The 17,076-nt window shown below is 61.5% G+C and carries 14 protein-coding genes; 2 read left to right on the top strand and 12 right to left on the bottom strand.

Annotated features, from left to right (window positions below; genetic code table 11):
* Window positions 1–97 precede the first annotated feature (97 nt).
* The 12 genes from rpoB to A3AI_RS0135335 form a co-directional block, all read right to left on the bottom strand.
* Window positions 98–4,216: a DNA-directed RNA polymerase subunit beta gene (gene rpoB / locus A3AI_RS0135395; RefSeq protein WP_024520069.1), complete on the bottom strand. Its 4,119-nt coding sequence runs from the start codon at window positions 4,214–4,216 to the stop codon at window positions 98–100.
* Between the two features lie 583 nt (window positions 4,217–4,799).
* Window positions 4,800–5,180 (bottom strand): 50S ribosomal protein L7/L12, encoded by a 381-nt coding sequence (gene rplL / locus A3AI_RS0135390; protein WP_024520068.1) that lies wholly within the window; start codon window positions 5,178–5,180, stop codon window positions 4,800–4,802.
* 57 nt (window positions 5,181–5,237) lie between these two features.
* Window positions 5,238–5,756, bottom strand: coding sequence for a 50S ribosomal protein L10 (gene rplJ / locus A3AI_RS0135385; protein WP_024520067.1), 519 nt, complete (start codon window positions 5,754–5,756; stop codon window positions 5,238–5,240).
* 592 nt (window positions 5,757–6,348) lie between these two features.
* Complete coding sequence (locus tag A3AI_RS0135380) at window positions 6,349–7,305, bottom strand: 2-hydroxyacid dehydrogenase (protein WP_024520066.1); 957 nt, start codon at window positions 7,303–7,305, stop codon at window positions 6,349–6,351.
* A gap of 85 nt (window positions 7,306–7,390) precedes the next feature.
* Window positions 7,391–8,083, bottom strand: a complete 693-nt coding sequence (gene rplA, locus A3AI_RS0135375) for a 50S ribosomal protein L1 (protein ID WP_024520065.1) — start codon at window positions 8,081–8,083, stop codon at window positions 7,391–7,393.
* Between the two features lie 6 nt (window positions 8,084–8,089).
* Entirely contained in the window at window positions 8,090–8,518 is a 429-nt protein-coding gene (gene rplK, locus A3AI_RS0135370) for a 50S ribosomal protein L11 (protein ID WP_011088164.1), read from the bottom strand.
* 129 nt (window positions 8,519–8,647) lie between these two features.
* Window positions 8,648–9,202, bottom strand: coding sequence for a transcription termination/antitermination protein NusG (nusG, locus tag A3AI_RS0135365; protein ID WP_024520064.1), 555 nt, complete (start codon window positions 9,200–9,202; stop codon window positions 8,648–8,650).
* Window positions 9,202–9,393, bottom strand: a complete 192-nt coding sequence (gene secE / locus A3AI_RS0135360) for a preprotein translocase subunit SecE (RefSeq protein ID WP_024520063.1) — start codon at window positions 9,391–9,393, stop codon at window positions 9,202–9,204. Before secE ends, nusG begins: the two co-directional genes overlap by 1 nt.
* Window positions 9,394–9,928: 535 nt before the next feature.
* Window positions 9,929–10,567 (bottom strand): HD domain-containing protein, encoded by a 639-nt coding sequence (locus A3AI_RS0135350; protein ID WP_024520061.1) that lies wholly within the window; start codon window positions 10,565–10,567, stop codon window positions 9,929–9,931.
* Between the two features lie 47 nt (window positions 10,568–10,614).
* The gene (locus A3AI_RS0135345) at window positions 10,615–12,078 is read right to left on the bottom strand and encodes a catalase (protein WP_024520060.1); all 1,464 of its coding nucleotides are present in this window, start codon (window positions 12,076–12,078) and stop codon (window positions 10,615–10,617) included.
* A gap of 781 nt (window positions 12,079–12,859) precedes the next feature.
* Window positions 12,860–13,066: a cold-shock protein gene (locus tag A3AI_RS0135340; RefSeq protein WP_024520059.1), complete on the bottom strand. Its 207-nt coding sequence runs from the start codon at window positions 13,064–13,066 to the stop codon at window positions 12,860–12,862.
* Window positions 13,067–13,414: 348 nt separating this feature from the next.
* Window positions 13,415–13,594 carry a hypothetical protein gene (locus tag A3AI_RS0135335; RefSeq protein WP_024520058.1) on the bottom strand — a complete coding sequence of 60 codons (180 nt, stop codon included), beginning with the start codon at window positions 13,592–13,594 and terminating at the stop codon, window positions 13,415–13,417.
* Between the two features lie 427 nt (window positions 13,595–14,021).
* On the opposite strand from A3AI_RS0135335, the gene A3AI_RS0135330 reads away from it, so the two are divergent.
* Together A3AI_RS0135330 and A3AI_RS48310 are read left to right on the top strand one after the other, a co-directional pair.
* A complete protein-coding gene (locus A3AI_RS0135330; protein WP_024520057.1) occupies window positions 14,022–14,729 on the top strand; it encodes a hypothetical protein in 708 nt (235 codons plus the stop codon).
* A gap of 1,933 nt (window positions 14,730–16,662) precedes the next feature.
* On the top strand, window positions 16,663–16,818 hold the full coding sequence (locus A3AI_RS48310; RefSeq protein ID WP_156928091.1) for a hypothetical protein: 156 nt from the start codon (window positions 16,663–16,665) through the stop codon (window positions 16,816–16,818).
* Window positions 16,819–17,076: the final 258 nt, after the last annotated feature.

Genomic DNA, 17,076 nt, shown 5'->3' with positions numbered 1-17,076 from the left:
GAAAATCGAAAATCTCTCAAACTCTTGGTACCCTGCCCGCCATCGGGCGGACAGGACACCGATGCCCGGCGCGGCACGCCGGGCATGATGATCGGGGTTACTCGGCCGCCTCGGACGTCGGGGCCTGGCCGACCTTCGAGTTGTGGAGGTCGACGTTGAGGCCAAGCGAGCGCATTTCCTTGACCAGCACGTTGAAGGATTCCGGAATACCGGCCTCGAACGTGTCGTCGCCGCGCACGATCGCCTCGTACACCTTGGTACGGCCGGCGACGTCGTCCGACTTCACCGTCAGCATCTCCTGCAACGTGTAGGCCGCGCCATAGGCCTCCAGCGCCCACACTTCCATTTCGCCGAAGCGCTGGCCGCCGAACTGCGCCTTGCCGCCCAACGGCTGCTGGGTGACGAGCGAGTACGGACCGATCGAACGCGCATGGATCTTGTCGTCGACAAGGTGGTGCAGCTTGAGCATGTAGATGTAGCCCACGGTCACCTTGCGATCGAACGGATCCCCGGTGCGGCCGTCATAGACGGTCGATTGTCCCGAGGCGTCCATGCCGGCAAGCTTCAGCATCTCCTCGATATCGGTCTCCTTGGCGCCGTCGAACACCGGCGTTGCGATCGGCACGCCGTGACTGAGGTTGCGGCCAAGCTCGATCAGCTCGTTGTCATTGAGCGTCTTGATCGTCTCGTCCTCGCCATAGATCCGCTTCAAGGTCTCCTTCAGCGGCTTGATGTCCTGCTTCGAGAGATAGGCATCGACGGTCTGCGCGATGCGCCGTCCAAGCCCGGCGCAGGCCCAGCCGAGATGGGTCTCGAGAATCTGGCCGACGTTCATGCGCGAGGGCACACCGAGCGGGTTGAGCACGATGTCCGCATGCGTGCCGTCCTCGAGGAACGGCATGTCCTCGATCGGCACGATCTTGGACACCACGCCCTTGTTGCCGTGGCGGCCGGCCATCTTGTCGCCGGGCTGGATCTTGCGCTTCACCGCGACGAAGACCTTGACCATCTTCATCACGCCGGGCGGCAGCTCGTCGCCGCGCTGCAGCTTCTCGACCTTGTCGAGGAAGCGCTGCTCGAGCCCCTTCTTCGACTCATCGTACTGCTTCCGCATGGCCTCGATCTCGGCCATCAGCTTGTCGTTGGGCGAGGCGAACAGCCACCACTGCGACTTCGGATACTCCTCGAGCACCGCGCGGGTGATCTTGGTGTCCTTCTTGAAGCCCTTGGGGCCGGCGATGCCCTGCCGTCCCTCGAGCAGCTCCGCGAGACGGTTGTAGACGTTGCGGTCGAGGATCGCCTGCTCGTCGTCGCGGTCCTTGGCGAGACGCTCGATCTCCTCCCGCTCGATCGCCAGCGCACGCTCGTCCTTGTCGACGCCGTGGCGGTTGAACACGCGCACCTCTACGATTGTGCCTTGCACGCCCGGGGGCACCCGCAGCGAGGTGTCGCGCACGTCCGAGGCCTTCTCGCCGAAGATGGCGCGGAGCAGCTTCTCTTCCGGCGTCATCGGGCTCTCGCCCTTCGGCGTGATCTTGCCGACCAGGATGTCGCCGGCGCGCACTTCCGCGCCGATATAGACGATGCCGGCCTCGTCCAGATTCTTCAGCGCTTCTTCCGAGACGTTCGGAATGTCGCGGGTGATTTCCTCCGGTCCGAGCTTGGTGTCGCGGGCCATCACCTCGAACTCCTCGATATGGATCGAGGTGAAGACGTCGTCCTTCACGATCCGCTCGGAGAGCAGGATCGAGTCTTCGAAGTTGTAGCCGTTCCACGGCATGAAGGCGACCAGCACGTTGCGGCCGAGCGCGAGCTCACCGAGATCGGTCGAGGGACCGTCGGCGATGATGTCGCCCTTCTTGACGATGTCGCCGACCTTCACCAGCGGACGCTGGTTGATGCAGGTCGACTGGTTGGAGCGCTGGTATTTCATCAGACGGTAGATATCGACGCCCGACTTGGTCGGATCGAGATCTTCCGTCGCACGGATGACGACGCGGGTGGCGTCGATCTGGTCGATCACGCCGGAGCGGCGGGCGGCGATCGCAGCGCCTGAGTCGCGGGCGACCACGCCCTCCATGCCGGTGCCGACGAACGGCGCCTCGGCGCGAACCAGCGGCACCGCCTGGCGCTGCATGTTCGAGCCCATCAGCGCGCGGTTGGCGTCGTCGTTCTCGAGGAACGGGATCAGCGCCGCGGCCACCGAAACCAGCTGCTTCGGCGAGACGTCCATGTAGTCGACCTTGTCAGGCGTCACCGGCAGCACTTCGCCGGCGTGACGGCACACCACGAGGTCATCGGTGAAGCGGCCCTTCGGATCGAGCGGCACGTTGGCCTGCGCGACCGTGTAGCGGCCCTCCTCCATCGCCGACAGGTACACCACCTCGTCGGTGACGCGGCCGTCCTTGACCTTGCGGTACGGCGTCTCGACGAAGCCGTACTTGTTCACGCGCGCAAACGTGGCGAGCGAGTTGATCAGGCCGATGTTCGGACCTTCCGGCGTCTCGATCGGGCAGATGCGGCCGTAATGCGTCGGGTGCACGTCGCGCACCTCGAAGCCGGCGCGCTCGCGCGTCAGACCACCCGGTCCGAGCGCCGACAGGCGGCGCTTGTGGGTGATCTCCGAGAGCGGATTGGTCTGGTCCATGAACTGCGACAGCTGCGAGGAGCCGAAGAACTCGCGCACCGCGGCCGCTGCGGGCTTGGCGTTGATCAGGTCCTGCGGCATCACGGTGTCGATGTCGACGCTCGACATGCGCTCCTTGATCGCGCGCTCCATGCGCAGCAGGCCGATGCGGTACTGGTTCTCCATGAGCTCGCCGACCGAGCGGACGCGACGGTTGCCGAGATGGTCGATATCGTCGATCTCGCCCTTGCCGTCGCGCAGGTCGACCAGGGTCTTGATGACCGAGAGGATGTCTTCCTTGCGCAGCGTGCGCTGGGTGTCGGGCGCATCGAGATCGAGGCGCATGTTCATCTTGACGCGGCCGACCGCGGAGAGGTCGTAGCGCTCGGCGTCGAAGAACAGCGACTGGAACATGGCCTGCGCCGAGTCCAGCGTCGGCGGCTCGCCCGGACGCATCACGCGGTAGATGTCGAACAGCGCGTCCTCACGCGTCATGTTCTTGTCGGCGTGCAGCGTGTTGCGGATGTAGGGGCCGACATTGACATGGTCGATGTCGAGCAGCGGCAGCTCCTTGTAGCCCTGCTCGTTGAGCACCTTCAAAAGCTTCTCGGTGATCTCTTCGCCGGCTTCGGCATAGATCTCACCGGTCTTCGGGTTGACGAGGTCCTCGGCGAGGTAGTTGCCGACGAGTTCCTCATCCGACATCCGCAGCGCCTTCAGCCCCTTCTCCTGGAGCTGGCGGGCGGCGCGCACGGTGAGCTTCTTGCCGGCCTCGAGCACGACCTTGCCGGTGTCGGCGTCGATCAGGTCGTTGACCGTCGAGTAGCCACGGAAACGGTTGGCGTCGAACGGAACGCGCCAGCCTTCCTTGGTGCGCTTGTAGAGGATCTTCTTGTAGAAGGTCGACAGGATCTGCTCGCCGTCGAGACCCAGCGCGAACATCAGCGAGGTCACCGGAATCTTGCGGCGGCGATCGATACGCGCATAGACGATGTCCTTGGCGTCGAACTCGATGTCGAGCCAGGACCCGCGATAGGGAATGACGCGCGCGGCGAACAGGAGCTTGCCCGAGGAATGGGTCTTGCCCTTGTCATGGTCGAAGAACACGCCGGGCGAACGGTGCATCTGGGAAACGATGACGCGCTCGGTGCCGTTGACGATGAAGGTGCCGTTCATGGTCATGAGCGGGATATCGCCCATGTAGACATCCTGCTCCTTGATGTCCTTGACCGACTTGGCGCCGGTCTCCTCGTCGATATCGAACACGATCAGGCGCAGCGTCACCTTGAGGGGCGCAGCGAACGTCATGCCGCGCTGGCGGCACTCGTCGACGTCATATTTCGGCGGCTCGAACTCATAGCGAACAAATTCCAGCATCGAGGTGCCGGAGAAATCCGAGATCGGAAACACGGAGCGGAACACCGCCTGCAAGCCCTCGTCCGGGCGCCCGCCCTGGGGCTCCTGCACCATCAGGAACTGGTCGTAGGACGCCTTCTGAACCTCGATGAGGTTCGGCATCTCGGCGACTTCCTTGATGTGTCCAAAAAACTTGCGAACGCGTTTGCGACCGGTGAATGTCTGCTGCGCCATCGGGGCCTCTCATTTCGTCGCCCTTCAAGGGGGCGAGCCTTCCAGAGAGCGATCGCCACCGCGCCCCGGGTTGAATGTCGATCATTTCGAAGGAGAGAAGCCCGGCTTCAGGAACGATTTAGTCCTGAATCTGTTCTTCAGACCTGCAAAACGCAAAACGACGTGCGGGGCGCAAGTACGCACCCGCCCGTCAAAACCACTTTCTTTACGGACTGCAAAAGCCCGAAATAGCCTATCTCCCAACGGCTCAAAGGGGGAAACGCCGCCGCTGCCACCCAAGACCGTGCTTTCGTGCTGCCGTCCCATATGGGATGACAATCGTGGAGATTCGAGGGGCAAGCCCGCGTATCCCCACACTTTTTCGTGTTTGACGCACATCCGGGCTGCCCCATTGCACGCCTCTTGCAGCGGTTCCCCGGCTTGCGGCCGGGGCATCGCCCAATTCCGCTCCCGAGCCTCAACTTGCGGCCCGGACGCCACCCTCCCCACTCCGTCGCAGCCGGGCTTGACCGGCCATCGACGATCTTCGGGGAGCCGGATCCCCGGGACGAGCTCCGCTCGCCCGGGGATTGCGCCCAAGTGATTACTTGAGCTCGACCTTCGCGCCAGCCTTCTCGAGCTGGGCCTTGATCTTGTCGGCCTCTTCCTTGTTCACGCCTTCCTTCACAGGCTTCGGCGCACCCTCGACGAGGTCCTTGGCTTCCTTCAGGCCCAGGCCGGTGATGGCGCGGACTTCCTTGATGACCTCGATCTTCTTGTCGCCGGCGGCCGCCAGCACGACGGTGAACTCGGTCTTCTCTTCAGCAGGAGCCGCAGCACCGCCGCCCGCGCCAGCCGGGCCGGCAACCGCAACCGCGGCAGCAGCCGAGACGCCCCACTTCTCTTCCAGGAGCTTTGCGAGCTCAGCCGCCTCGAGCACGGTAAGGCTCGAGAGGTCGTCCACGATTTTCTGCAAGTCAGCCATTGTTCAGTTTCCTTAAGCGATTTGGTTCGAACCAGGGTTTGAGATTTGCGAAGGGCGTCAGGCCGCTTCGCCCTTTGAGGCATGAGCCTGAATGACGCGCGCGAGCTTGGCTGCGGGCGCGTTGGAGAGCTGAGCGAGCTTGGTCGCCGGCGCCACGATGAGGCCGACAAGCTTGCCGCGCAGTTCGTCGAGCGACGGCAGCGAGGCAAGCGCCTTCACGCCGTCGACATTCAGGACGGTTTTGCCCATCGAGCCGCCCAGAATGACGAACTGCTCGTTCGTCTTGGCGAACTCGATAGCAACCTTCGGCGCCGCGACCGGATCATTCGAAGTTGCGATCACGGTCGGCCCCTTCAACAAGGAACCGATGGCAGCGACGTCCGTGCCTTCAAGAGCAATTTTGGCGAGACGGTTCTTCGAGACCTTCACCGACGCGCCAGCCTGCTTCATCTGCATGCGCAGCTTCTGCATCTGGGCCACGGTGAGGCCGGAATAATGAGCAACGATCGCGACGCTCGTGGCCTTGAAGACCCCGTTGAGCTGTTCGACCGCCTCTTTTTTTGCCGCTCGTTCCACAGCAAGCTCTCTCCGGTTGGCGGCCTTCGCATCATAAGCGGGGCCGCCGGGTTGCACCCATCGTCCCGCCCAAATTCCGCTTCCAGGGCTTTGAGAGGCCCCGGCGACCCGGGCAAGACGACGATCGTAAAGCCTGCCCTCCCGATAAAGCCTTCTCGGCTTCCACGGGGTGTCGAGGTTCGAACCAAATCGCCTTTGGCCACGTGCAGAGCGCGCGGCGTCCAGGCCAGATCCGGTCTTCACCCGTCTATGCAGGCCATGCGATTAAGCCGTTGGAGAAATTAGAAATTTCCCCGCGGGCGCCTGCAGTCTCGGACAGGATCGGGATCGATCCGGCAAGCCGGACGACCCCTTGCCCGCACGCCTGACAAAAGGGACGAAGCGGTTCCCTTCCTTTCGGGCAATCCGCAAGGATATGCTGAAAGGAATGATCTCCTATTCGTCGTCTATTCGGAATGCGAGCACGGACCTGCCAGCGGAGGCCAGCACGTCCAGAACGTGCTCTTTAGCCCGTCTGATACGGCTTGCCAAGAGCAAAATTCACACCAGTTTGATCCTGCCATTTTACCGCCGAAATCGGCCGGTTGGGGCGCTAGCCGGCGCCCTCTACCACATAGGGCAGCGGCCTCCCCGTGAAATACGCGGCCAGATTCGCCATCACGCAGTCCTGCATGGCCTGATGCGACTCAAGCGTGTGGCCGCCGATATGTGGCGTCAGCACGACATTGGGAAGTGCAGTCAGTTCACCCGGCGGATTGGGCTCCCTCGCATAGACGTCGAGACCGGCACCGGCGATCGTGCCATCCTTGAGCGCCGCCACCAACGCCGCCTCGTCGATCACCGAGCCACGCGCGATGTTGACGACATAACCGTCCGCGCCGAGCCGCTTGAGAATATCGGCGTTCACGACGTGGTTCGTCTCGGGCCCGGCGCGCACCGCAACCAGCAGCACGCTGCACCATTCGGCGAGTTCTTCGAGCGAAGGAAAATAGCGGTGCGGCACGTCGTGTTGGCTGCGGCTGAAATAGCCGACCTCTGCCTCGAACGCGGCGGCACGGTCCGCTATCTTGCGGCCAATCGCGCCCATGCCGTAGAGGCCTACTTTCCGCCCGCGCATGCCTTGCTGCGGGCGCATCATCGGCGATGGTTTTGCCGCCGCCCAATCGCCACTGCGGACATAGCCGTCGGCGACGACGAGCCGTCGCACCGCTCCCAGCATCAAGGTGAGCGCGATGTCGGCGACCGAAGAGGCATTCGCTCCCGGGCTGTGCCCGACCGCAATGCCGCGCTGGGCGGCCGCCTTCAGATCGATGCCGTCATAGCCCGTGCCATAGCAAACGATCGCGCCGAGTTTCGGCATCCGGTCCATCATCTCCCCGCCCAGCGGCGTAGAGCCGGCGGTGATCATTGCGCGCAGGCCGGCGAGTTCTTGCGCAGGAAATACCTCATGCGGCGGCTTGCCTCCGGCATCGAGCAATTCGAAGCGTTCGCCGATGCGCCGCATCAGCGATTTGGGAAAGCGCGAATAGACCAGGACCTTGTCGAGCATTTCTGTTGTCTTCCGTCCGCCACATAATGAAAGGGGCGGAATTGGCTGCCCAATCCCGCCCCTTGATCATTTCTCTATCCAGGCCTTAAGCGAGCAGCGTGCTCGTATCGACCTTGACGCCCACTCCCTGGGTCGAGGACACCGCGACGCGCTGGATGTAGGTGCCCTTGGCGCCGGCAGGCTTGGCCTTGGCAACGGCATCCGCAAGCGCACGCACGTTCTCGACCAGCTTGTCCTCGGAGAACGAGGCCTTGCCGATGCCGGCCTGCACGATGCCGGCCTTCTCGACCCGGAACTCGACCGAGCCGCCCTTGGCACCCTTCACGGCGCTGGTGACGTCCATGGTCACGGTGCCTACCTTCGGGTTCGGCATCATGCCGCGCGGACCGAGCACCTTACCGAGACGGCCGACCAGCGGCATCATGTCGGGGGTGGCGATGCAGCGGTCGAAGTCGATATTGCCGGCCTGGACCTTTTCCACGAGGTCCTCGGCACCAACGACATCGGCGCCCGCGGCCTTGGCTTCGTCTGCCTTGGCGCCGCGCGCGAACACGCCGACGCGCACCGTGCGGCCGGTGCCGTTCGGCAGGTTGACGACGCCACGGACCATCTGGTCGGCGTGACGGGGATCGACGCCGAGATTCATCGAGATCTCGATGGTCTCATCGAACTTCGCCTTTGCACGCTCCCTGACCATCTTGATGGCCTCAGGCAACGCATAAAGCTTCTCGCGATCAACGCCCTCGCGGGCCTTATTCAAACGCTTTCCGACTGACATCGCCGCTTACCCCGCAACTTCCAGACCCATCGAACGGGCGGAGCCCTCGACCATCTTCATGGCCGATTCGATGGTGTCGCAATTCAAGTCCTTCATCTTCTTCTCGGCGATCTCGCGCACCTGCGCTTTGGTCACCTTGCCGGCCTTGTCGCGGCCCGGCGCCTTGGAGCCGGACTGGATCTTGGCCGCCTGCTTCAGGAAGTAGGACATCGGCGGCGTCTTCATTTCGAAGGTGAAGGAGCGATCCGCGTAGATCGTGATGATCACGGGAATCGGGGTGTTCTTCTCTTCCTTCTGGGTCTGGGCGTTGAACGCCTTGCAGAACTCCATGATGTTCAGACCGCGCTGACCAAGCGCGGGGCCGATCGGGGGCGACGGGTTCGCCGCCCCGGCCGGCACCTGCAATTTCAGGTATCCGGTCACTTTCTTTGCCATTTACTTCTCCTGTTTGGCAGGCTTTGCGGCCTGCGGTTTCAGGTTCGTGGTGCGGATCGGAAGCGGCTGGCTCACCGTCCTCTCCTCCCACGTCCTCTTCCACGCGAAGCGTGCCTCGCGTGATTGCGGTCAGACCTTCTCGACCTGACCGAATTCCAGTTCGACCGGCGTTGCGCGGCCGAAGATCGACACCGCGACCTTCACGCGCGAACGCGCCTCGTCGATTTCCTCGACCACGCCCGAGAATGAGGCGAACGGGCCATCGGCCACGCGCACATTCTCGCCGATCTCGAACGAGACCGAGGCCTTCGGCCGCTCCACGCCCTCCTGCACCTGATGCAGGATGCGCATCGCCTCGGCTTCCGAGATCGGCATCGGCTTGTTTTCCGCGCCGAGGAAGCCGGTGACCTTCGGGGTGTTCTTGATGAGATGGAACGCCTCGTCGGTGAGCCTCATCTTCACCAGCACATAGCCTGGGAAGAACTTGCGCTCGGCGTCGATCTTGCGGCCGCGGCGGACCTCGGTGACCTTCTCGGTCGGAACCAGGACCTGCTCAAATAGCTCCTCGAGCCCACGCTGCTTGGCCTGCTCGCGGATGGACTCGGCGACCTTCTTCTCGAAGTTCGAATAGGCGTGGACGATATACCAGCGCTTGTCGGAAGCTTGGACTGCTGCGGTTGCCATCAGTGGATGCCCAGCACGAAGGTGACGAGAAGGCGGATAATCTGATCCGCGGCGAAAAAGAAAATCGAGGCTGCTGCGACCATCACGAACACCATGATGGTGGTGATGGTGGTCTCGCGACGAGTCGGCCAGGTGACCTTGGCGGTCTCCGAGCGCACTTCCTGCAGGAATTTGAACGGGCTGAAAGCCATCGTTGATACGCCAGACGTATTTATAAGAGTTTCAAGGAAACCGAACAGCCTTTCGCCGCCCAACCCTCGCACTTGGAAGGATGAGCCGGCATGCGGGCTCGATTGTTCGGGGATTTCAAGGGCCGCGCCGGAAATCCGTCTCTAAACGGGCCGGCTGCGGGTTGCGCGGTATGTACTGCGGGAGGGGCGAAAGGTCAAGCCGCGCTTGAGCCGGCAGCCCTTCGCCCGCCCACCCCCGGCGGCTGCGGACCGCCTTGGGATCAATGGCTTACTCCTTGGCGTGACCGGCGTCACGGGGGATCGAACGCGGGTTTTCCGGCTCGACGCCAACGGCGACCTCTAGGAGAGGAGACCCCGACCAGCGCCGCCGGCCTAGGCCGATCTGCGGGGTCTGCGCATCACGATCTTCAACCCGAATGACCAGTTCGACACCTGCGGAAATCCCAATCCGGGCGGCCGCAAGCCGGGCAAGCATCCCAATCTGGATCAGTAGCCAGCGGCCCGAGGCACGCGCCAACGGTCCGACGCCTCGCGCTCAACCCTTCCAGCGCGACGCACGGATCACCTCGCAGAAATTGCCGCGGTGAAAGTGCGGCTCCTTGTCGGCGATCACATCGGCCTTGACGTTGCCGAAAGTCGTTTGCGGCTTCTTTTTGATGCCGTCGTAGAAGCTCTGGATAATGTCCTCCTTGAACCGCGGCGAACGCGGATAGGCCGCAACGACAGCCTCGCGCTGCGCATCAGGGAACTTTTCGTAGGCGATTCCCAGCACGTCCATTTCAACCCCGGCTGTAATAAGCGCGATGACCGGATGCATGTGGACCGGGATACCCGGTGTGGTGTGCAGGGCAATCGCGGTCCAGACAAGATCGATATCAACCGTGTTGATGCCGCGGGTCTCGAGAAAATCGCGGGCGGCGTTGGCGCCATCGACCTCGAATCGCTCGTGCGGGCTGCTGTGCCTGGGGGTGAGGCCCATGTCGTGAAACATCGCACCGGCGTAAAGCAGCTCACGATCGAAGTTGAGGCCACGGCGAAGGCCGGTCAATGCGGCGAAATAGTAGACCCGGCTCGAATGGTTGAAGAGCAGGTCCGGCTCCGTATCCCGCACGAGTTCGGTGATCTCCCGACAGAGTTTGCTGTCGGGAATGACGATTCCGTCGATTTTCATCATCTGTGACTCCGCAAATGGGTATGTCGGGTGCTTCGCGTCCGAACCGTTCATTCCGCCGCGCGATCGAGGGCGATCGCCAGCGCCTTCGCGACCCCCGCTCCGTAGGCCGGATCGGCCTTCGCACAGTTGGCGATATGACGTTGCTTCACCTCTGCCCGGGCGTCGCTCATCGCGCGGGCGGTGTTTTCGAAGAGAAGTTTCCGCTGCGCCGGACTCATCTTCCGAAACAAATTGCCCGGCTGTTCATAATGGTCGTCGTCGACCCGATGGTCCCAATAGGTGGCGTCGCCCTCAATCGGCAGCGCCGGCTCGATCAGGCCTTCGTTGCGATCAGTCCATACGCCCTTGCTATTGGGCCAGTACATCGGGGTGGCCCCGAGATTGCCGTCGGTGCGCATCTGCCCGTCACGGTGATAGCTGTGGAACGGGCATTTCGGCGCATTCACGGGGATGTGGTTGAAGTTGACGCCGAGCCGGTAACGCTGCGTATCGCCATACGAGAACAGCCGTCCTTGCAGCATCTTGTCCGGCGAGAAGCCGATGCCGGGAACGATATTCGCCGGAGAGAATGCAGCCTGTTCGACCTCGGCGAAGTAGTTATCGGGATAGCGGTTGAGTTCCATGACGCCGACCTCGATCAGGGGAAAATCGGCCTTTGGCCAGACCTTCGTCAGATCGAACGGATTGAAACGGAACGCCTTCGCCTGCGCGTCGGTCATCACCTGGATGAGAAGCGTCCAGCGCGGAAAGTCGCCGCGCTCGATGCTTTCGAGCAGGTCCCTGCCATTGCTCTCGCGGTCCTGAGCGACGATGGCCGCCGCCTCCTCGTCGGTGAGATTCTTGATGCCTTGCTGCGTCCGGAAGTGGAACTTCACCCAGACCCGCTCATTCCTGGCATTGATCATCGAGAAGGTGTGGCTTCCGAAGCCGTGCATATGCCGGAAGCTCCTGGGGATGCCGCGATCCGACATCACGATCGTGACCTGGTGCAGCGCCTCCGGCAGCAGTGACCAGAAGTCCCAATTGTTGTCCGCCGAACGCAAGCCCGTGCGCGGATCGCGCTTGATGGCGTGGTTCAGATCCGAGAAGCGAAGCGGATCGCGGAAGAAGAACACCGGTGTGTTGTTGCCGACGATGTCCCAGTTCCCCTCCTCGGTATAAAATTTCAGCGCGAAGCCGCGGATGTCCCGCTCGGCATCGGCTGCTCCACGTTCGCCTGCCACGGTCGAGAAGCGGGCGAACATCGGGGTTTTCTTGCCGATTTCGGAGAAGATCTTGGCCTTGGTGTAGCGGGTGACGTCGTGCGTCACGGTAAACGTACCGTGCGCGCCCCATCCCTTCGCATGCATGCGGCGCTCCGGAATCACCTCGCGATCGAAATGCGCCAATTTCTCGATCAGCCAGATGTCCTGCAGCAGCGCCGGCCCGCGCGGACCAGCGGTCTGGATGTTGGTGTTGTCCACCACAGGCGTGCCGGTGGCATGCGTTAAAGGAGGCGTGAAGTCTGACATAGCTGTGTCCCTGGCTGAATCTTTTGAAGGAGAGTCGTCGTTGCCGGGTTCTGCTGGTGTCGAACGTCGCTTGTGTCCGACACCCCCTGCTGTTGCAGTCGCGCGGACTGCAATCAGTGAACTGCAATGACGCCTACGGTGCACAGCTTCGCGCAGAGGCGGAAGTGAAACTCTTTCAAGCGCCAGATGAGCGCGCTGCAATTCGCGAATCGGCGTGACAAATCAGGTGCGACCCACGCGGTGGTGGACACTGCGAATTGAGCGACGCTCGCTTTGATCACTCTTTGAGCGAAAGTCGGCGTAGCGCTGACGTTTCGATCGGCTCGAATCGGGTCCAGTTGACCCAGATTATCCAAGCCCGCTCAGAAAAGACGCCAAGTCGTTGATTTGGCTGGCAGGAGTGGCAGGGCTCGAACCTCCGACCTCCCGGGGGTCACCACCCGGTCAGGTCACGACCCCATCCTGTTTTCGTTCTCGGGCCGCGCATCGAGGCGATATCATTCAAACGCGGCTTTCCTAACCCGGACCGTCGCGTCATTCGGCTGCTGCGGTCATTTCTTAGACGCGAGACCGGGGCCTCGCGTCCTGACCTCTCATTCCGCTATCGGCAGCGCACCTCAGCCGAAGTCAGTTTCCCGCATTCGCAGCGAAAGATGCGAAGCGTTCGACTGTCCTTCGGACTTGTGATGTTGAACATCAGCTCAGCCTGCCGGTCGCAGCGGACACAGCGAATTGCGTCGGCCTTAAACGCGATACTTTGAACGGTCATGGAGCGAGACCATTAGCCTATGCGCAGTTTTTCCGCCGAGACCTTCCCGGAGCGTCCTGGTACCAGTTCGTAACTGATCTTGGCGCCCTCAGCGAGACCGGTATATCCAGCCTTCTCGACAGCCGAGATATGGACAAACACATCCGGCCCGCCTGCGTCTGGCTGGATGAAGCCGTAGCCTTTCGTCAAGTTGAACCACTTCACCGTTCCCATAGCCACTGCAAAATCTCCTCAAATAAACGAACGATCGAAACAGACGTGATTCTTCAGCCGATCTGACGGCAAGCCGGCGGCAAAAAGCCGTCGCTTGGGTGGTCACAGCGTCGGCTATCGGTCACAAGTGTTAATGTTTTATTGCTGCCTCGGACGGCGGCCACGTGTCGCCGGCCGCTGCCCGTTACACCTTCTGTGCTATCGGCGCCGTCGCTTATGCTTCAGGCGCCGTGAATACTGCTGTCATGAACGTCTCGCGCTCGCGAAAAGTACGGTAGCGCGCAGATCTCTTGAAATCTCCCTACGTCGTCAGGGCTGAGAGAAATTGCGAGCTCAACGAGGCCGGAGTTTCCTTCAAGCGACGTCGGCGAGCTCGAGGTAAGCCTCCAGTTCACAGATCGCTCGGAATTCCCAATCGTTGGCCTGCTCCAGCAATGACAACTTCTGCGCGGGCCGAAATGCCGCCGCCTGGCGGCACAGCGACGCTATGGCGCGGTAGCGGCGGACGTTATCAGCGACGACTTCGTGGTTCATCATCAGTGCCGCCCCGGCGCTGCCTTCCATGCAGCCCCCAAAGAGTTCTTGCTTGAAGGAGACCGTTAACGAATCCTTAAGAAGATTGCAAAGACTCCCCACCGTTAGGGTTAATCTACGCAGTCGAAGGCATCCGCAATGCGAAGGTTTGCGACAGCCGTGACCTAGCGACGGCAACCGGCGCGGCTGGCGGGCTAACAAGTTCAACTTTTTGTTGATCCCATCTTCCAGACTCCGAAAGGACTCTCGCCTGCCGCGAAAGGAGATCACGAGTAGACTTCCGCCCTTGTCAGCAGGCTCCTCGGCTCTCCCGGCCGGGATCTGTCGAGCGCTTGATCCCCGGCCCAAGTGAAATCAAGATTCCTCCGCTTTTGGACCTCGATAACAGGCTATTGGCTGAAAGGGTCAAAAAGAGGAGTCGTCACCAGTGCCGACGGAAGACAGTTTCGCTCCAGAATATCCCTTGCCTCTCTTTCTCTCTGGTCATGCTGAGGAAGATGAGCAGCGGGGCTCGTTGTTGCTGCTCAATGCGGGTATTTTGGTTATGACGGTGACACTGGTCGGTATTGCGATTGCGCTGTCGTGGGGAAATCCCGTGAAGGTCTTTGCAGACATCACGGCTTCACGAACCGACTTTTCTGCCCGTTGGCCTAGTACCGATCAATCGACTTCAAAAATTCGATTGACCCGTGACGCTCAGGGTTCCCTGTCGATAGCAAGGAGCGCGCCCGATCACGGCGCAATTTCCGCCGCTGAACCCGCCAATCAGACCCAGGCGGAAAATAGTGAGCCGCGGAGCGAAGTCCTGTTCAGGCAATTCCAGGCCTGGTCAGCCAAGGAAGATGCACGGGCAGAGGTTGAGCCCGTACAGCCCGTGCAAGACGCGCCAGCGCCGGTCGCGGAAAATGCCCCAGCGCCCGCGCAGCCCATGCCAAAGCACCCGAAGGCCAAGTCCGCACAAAATGCCCGGGCAGAGATCCGGGACGTTCCGAAGCCCCGAGCCAGGGTCGTCCAACGGGAGCAAAATGCACAGGGGCTGGCCCCGACGCCCATACAGGATGCGCGCGCGCAGGAACAACCTGCGCAAAGTACGCAACCGCCCTCGTTCCTAGAAGGCCTCGGCTTCCACCAATAGACCGGGTCGGTAACGGCTAGCGAAACGAAAAATAGGAGGCGGCGCGACCGGCGATCCGCCGCTTGTTGCAGTGCATTTCTCTTGCACACTCGCTCGGGTTGCGCTTGGATGGTTCATACTTCCGGTTCAGCACCAATGAGCCTCAATTTTTGGATACCGGCGCTTGTCATTCCGTTGTTGGCTCTGTTCGCCAGTCTGGTTCCGTTCACCTACGGAGCACAGTGATGTTGATCCTGCTCAAGCTTGTCCCAATCGCACTGCCTATCATAGTGATAGCATGGGCGATATTTCTTGCTCTGATTGCGCCCCTGCTTGGTGTAAAGTGGGATGACGTTTTTAAATCATCGCGCGCGCGCTGAACCTATATCGCCACGCGGGACCACCGTAGCTCTCCATCCGCAATGGCCACGCCACGGGCTTCAGCGCGATCGGCCTCACGGACGGCCTCCGTAGCGCGCTAGGCGGGCATGCTCGGCGTTGATCTTGGCGGCAAATCACTTGGCGGGACTTCGTGCTTGCCATGTGTTATGGTGAGCAGCGCGCGCTCAGCAGCGCAATCCGCTACAGTTTGTAGGTCGTCGCGATGGAGTATCGAGGCGTCGAGTTTACCGTTGTGCAGGTGCTCAGACGCAACCTCTGGCGATGGTACGCGACTGTAAATGGAGTCTGGTTATCGGGTGAGGCGGAAACTCAATTCGCGGCCGTAGCCGAGGCCCAAAGGGTCATTGACCAGACCCTATGGAGATGGCCAACCGGACACTAACGAGTGATCGCGCGATGCGCCGGACGATCGCCACCGGTTGCTCCGGTCCCTTCCCGTCCCAGCGTCGTTCCGCGTCACTAACAGCCCGACCGGATTTATAGTGCTCGCACTTCTTCTCGCGCGACGCGCCCTGATCATCCACAACTTTCAAGCACGGACAGTGGCAACTCGACTCCAAATTCAATGCAGCCGAAGAGCTTTTGCGGGATCCGTCCCTCAAGGCAACGATCAAGACCGCGATCGATCGAGGTCGTCACCTGGGATAAGTAGTTGCCCTCGCGCCGCGGCTGCGCTGGGATAGCCAATGGCCGGATGGCTCCCCAAGCGTGGGTCGAGCACCGGGGAGCGTTATTCTGGCTCGGGGAAGTCAGACAGCGGGCGGCAGAATCGACCTCGACGAGCCTGCCGCGCGAGATCGCGCATCAGTGTGCGACCCGCGGGCCGCCTAGCCCCCATCGGACGGCTGTGCATCGCCTTTTGCACGCACAGGGCTCGGCGCAGAGTTATAAGCTCTGCCATCTGCTGCTCAAGTTCCACTAAAATATGCCGCCGCCTCTCATCTCGCACCGAAATGAACTCCCTAAAAGAATTTTGCGCAGAACGAACGACTACCTCTCGCGACACCCACATAAGATCCTTCGCCGGCCCGGAATAGTTCCCAAATGGGAATAGTCGCTCGCGTCTAAGTAGCCCTTCGCTCCGCCCGCCAAGCCTGCGGCCGCCCGGTCCCCCGCTTGCGCTCGCACCCCGGTTGCGGAATGCTGGTCCGGCTTCTGGCTAATTTCCCCTGGGGGTATGCTCATGAGCCAAGAGGATCCAGTCATCACTATTGATCTGACCGAATACGCAGCGGTTACCGTACTGCTTAGGGCACTTGTCGCCTCGACGGCCGCCCAGCACGAGATGCTGGGACTCGGAAGCGGTCAAGCATGGATCGACGGAATTTCAGCAGCATGTCAGACTGCCGTCCTAGGCGCCGGCATTTCCGCTACCCCTTCCGCTCTGGACCTCGAGGCTTTCCGCCGGAAAACAATGAAGCACGTAGATCGGATGCTCACAGGCCTCACCCCTGAAACTGGCCCGTCGGAACCGAACAACTGAAGGCGGCATGCTGATTTTCACTGGGGCTCCGTCGCGTCGCCCGCGGCCGCGCGCCGTTTCGTCGATGACATGCGAGCCTTCTACGCTGAACTGGACGCCAACAAGAAAGACCAGATCGCCGGCCGTCAGCTTCAAATCCTGCAAAATTACCAGCGCACGCGCGCGAAGAAGCTGTGGTTGTCCGACGCGACGGAGGTGTTCGAGCTGATCAAGGACGTCGCTTGACGGCCCCGGGGAGCGGCTGCGGAAAAGAAGCTTAGCCCATTCGGGTTAATGCTGCTTGCCCCTCAAAGATTCCGCAAGCGAGGCGATTGACAAAGCGCCAGGATCTTGAGGATTTAAATCAAAATTAAATTTGACCGGGGCGGCAATAAGGTTTAAATTCCCTTTGCGTCTCACGGGTTTTTCATTGCCCGTTCTCTTGGTCGGGCCAACGCGGGCGTCATTTTTTCGAATGACTTCAATTCAGGTTTAGGGCCAACT

Source organism: Bradyrhizobium sp. Tv2a-2 (genome assembly GCF_000472425.1).
Lineage (GTDB): Bacteria > Pseudomonadota > Alphaproteobacteria > Rhizobiales > Xanthobacteraceae > Bradyrhizobium.
Note: the sequence above shows the minus strand (reverse complement) of the source record. Positions and strands in the feature narration are given on the sequence as shown.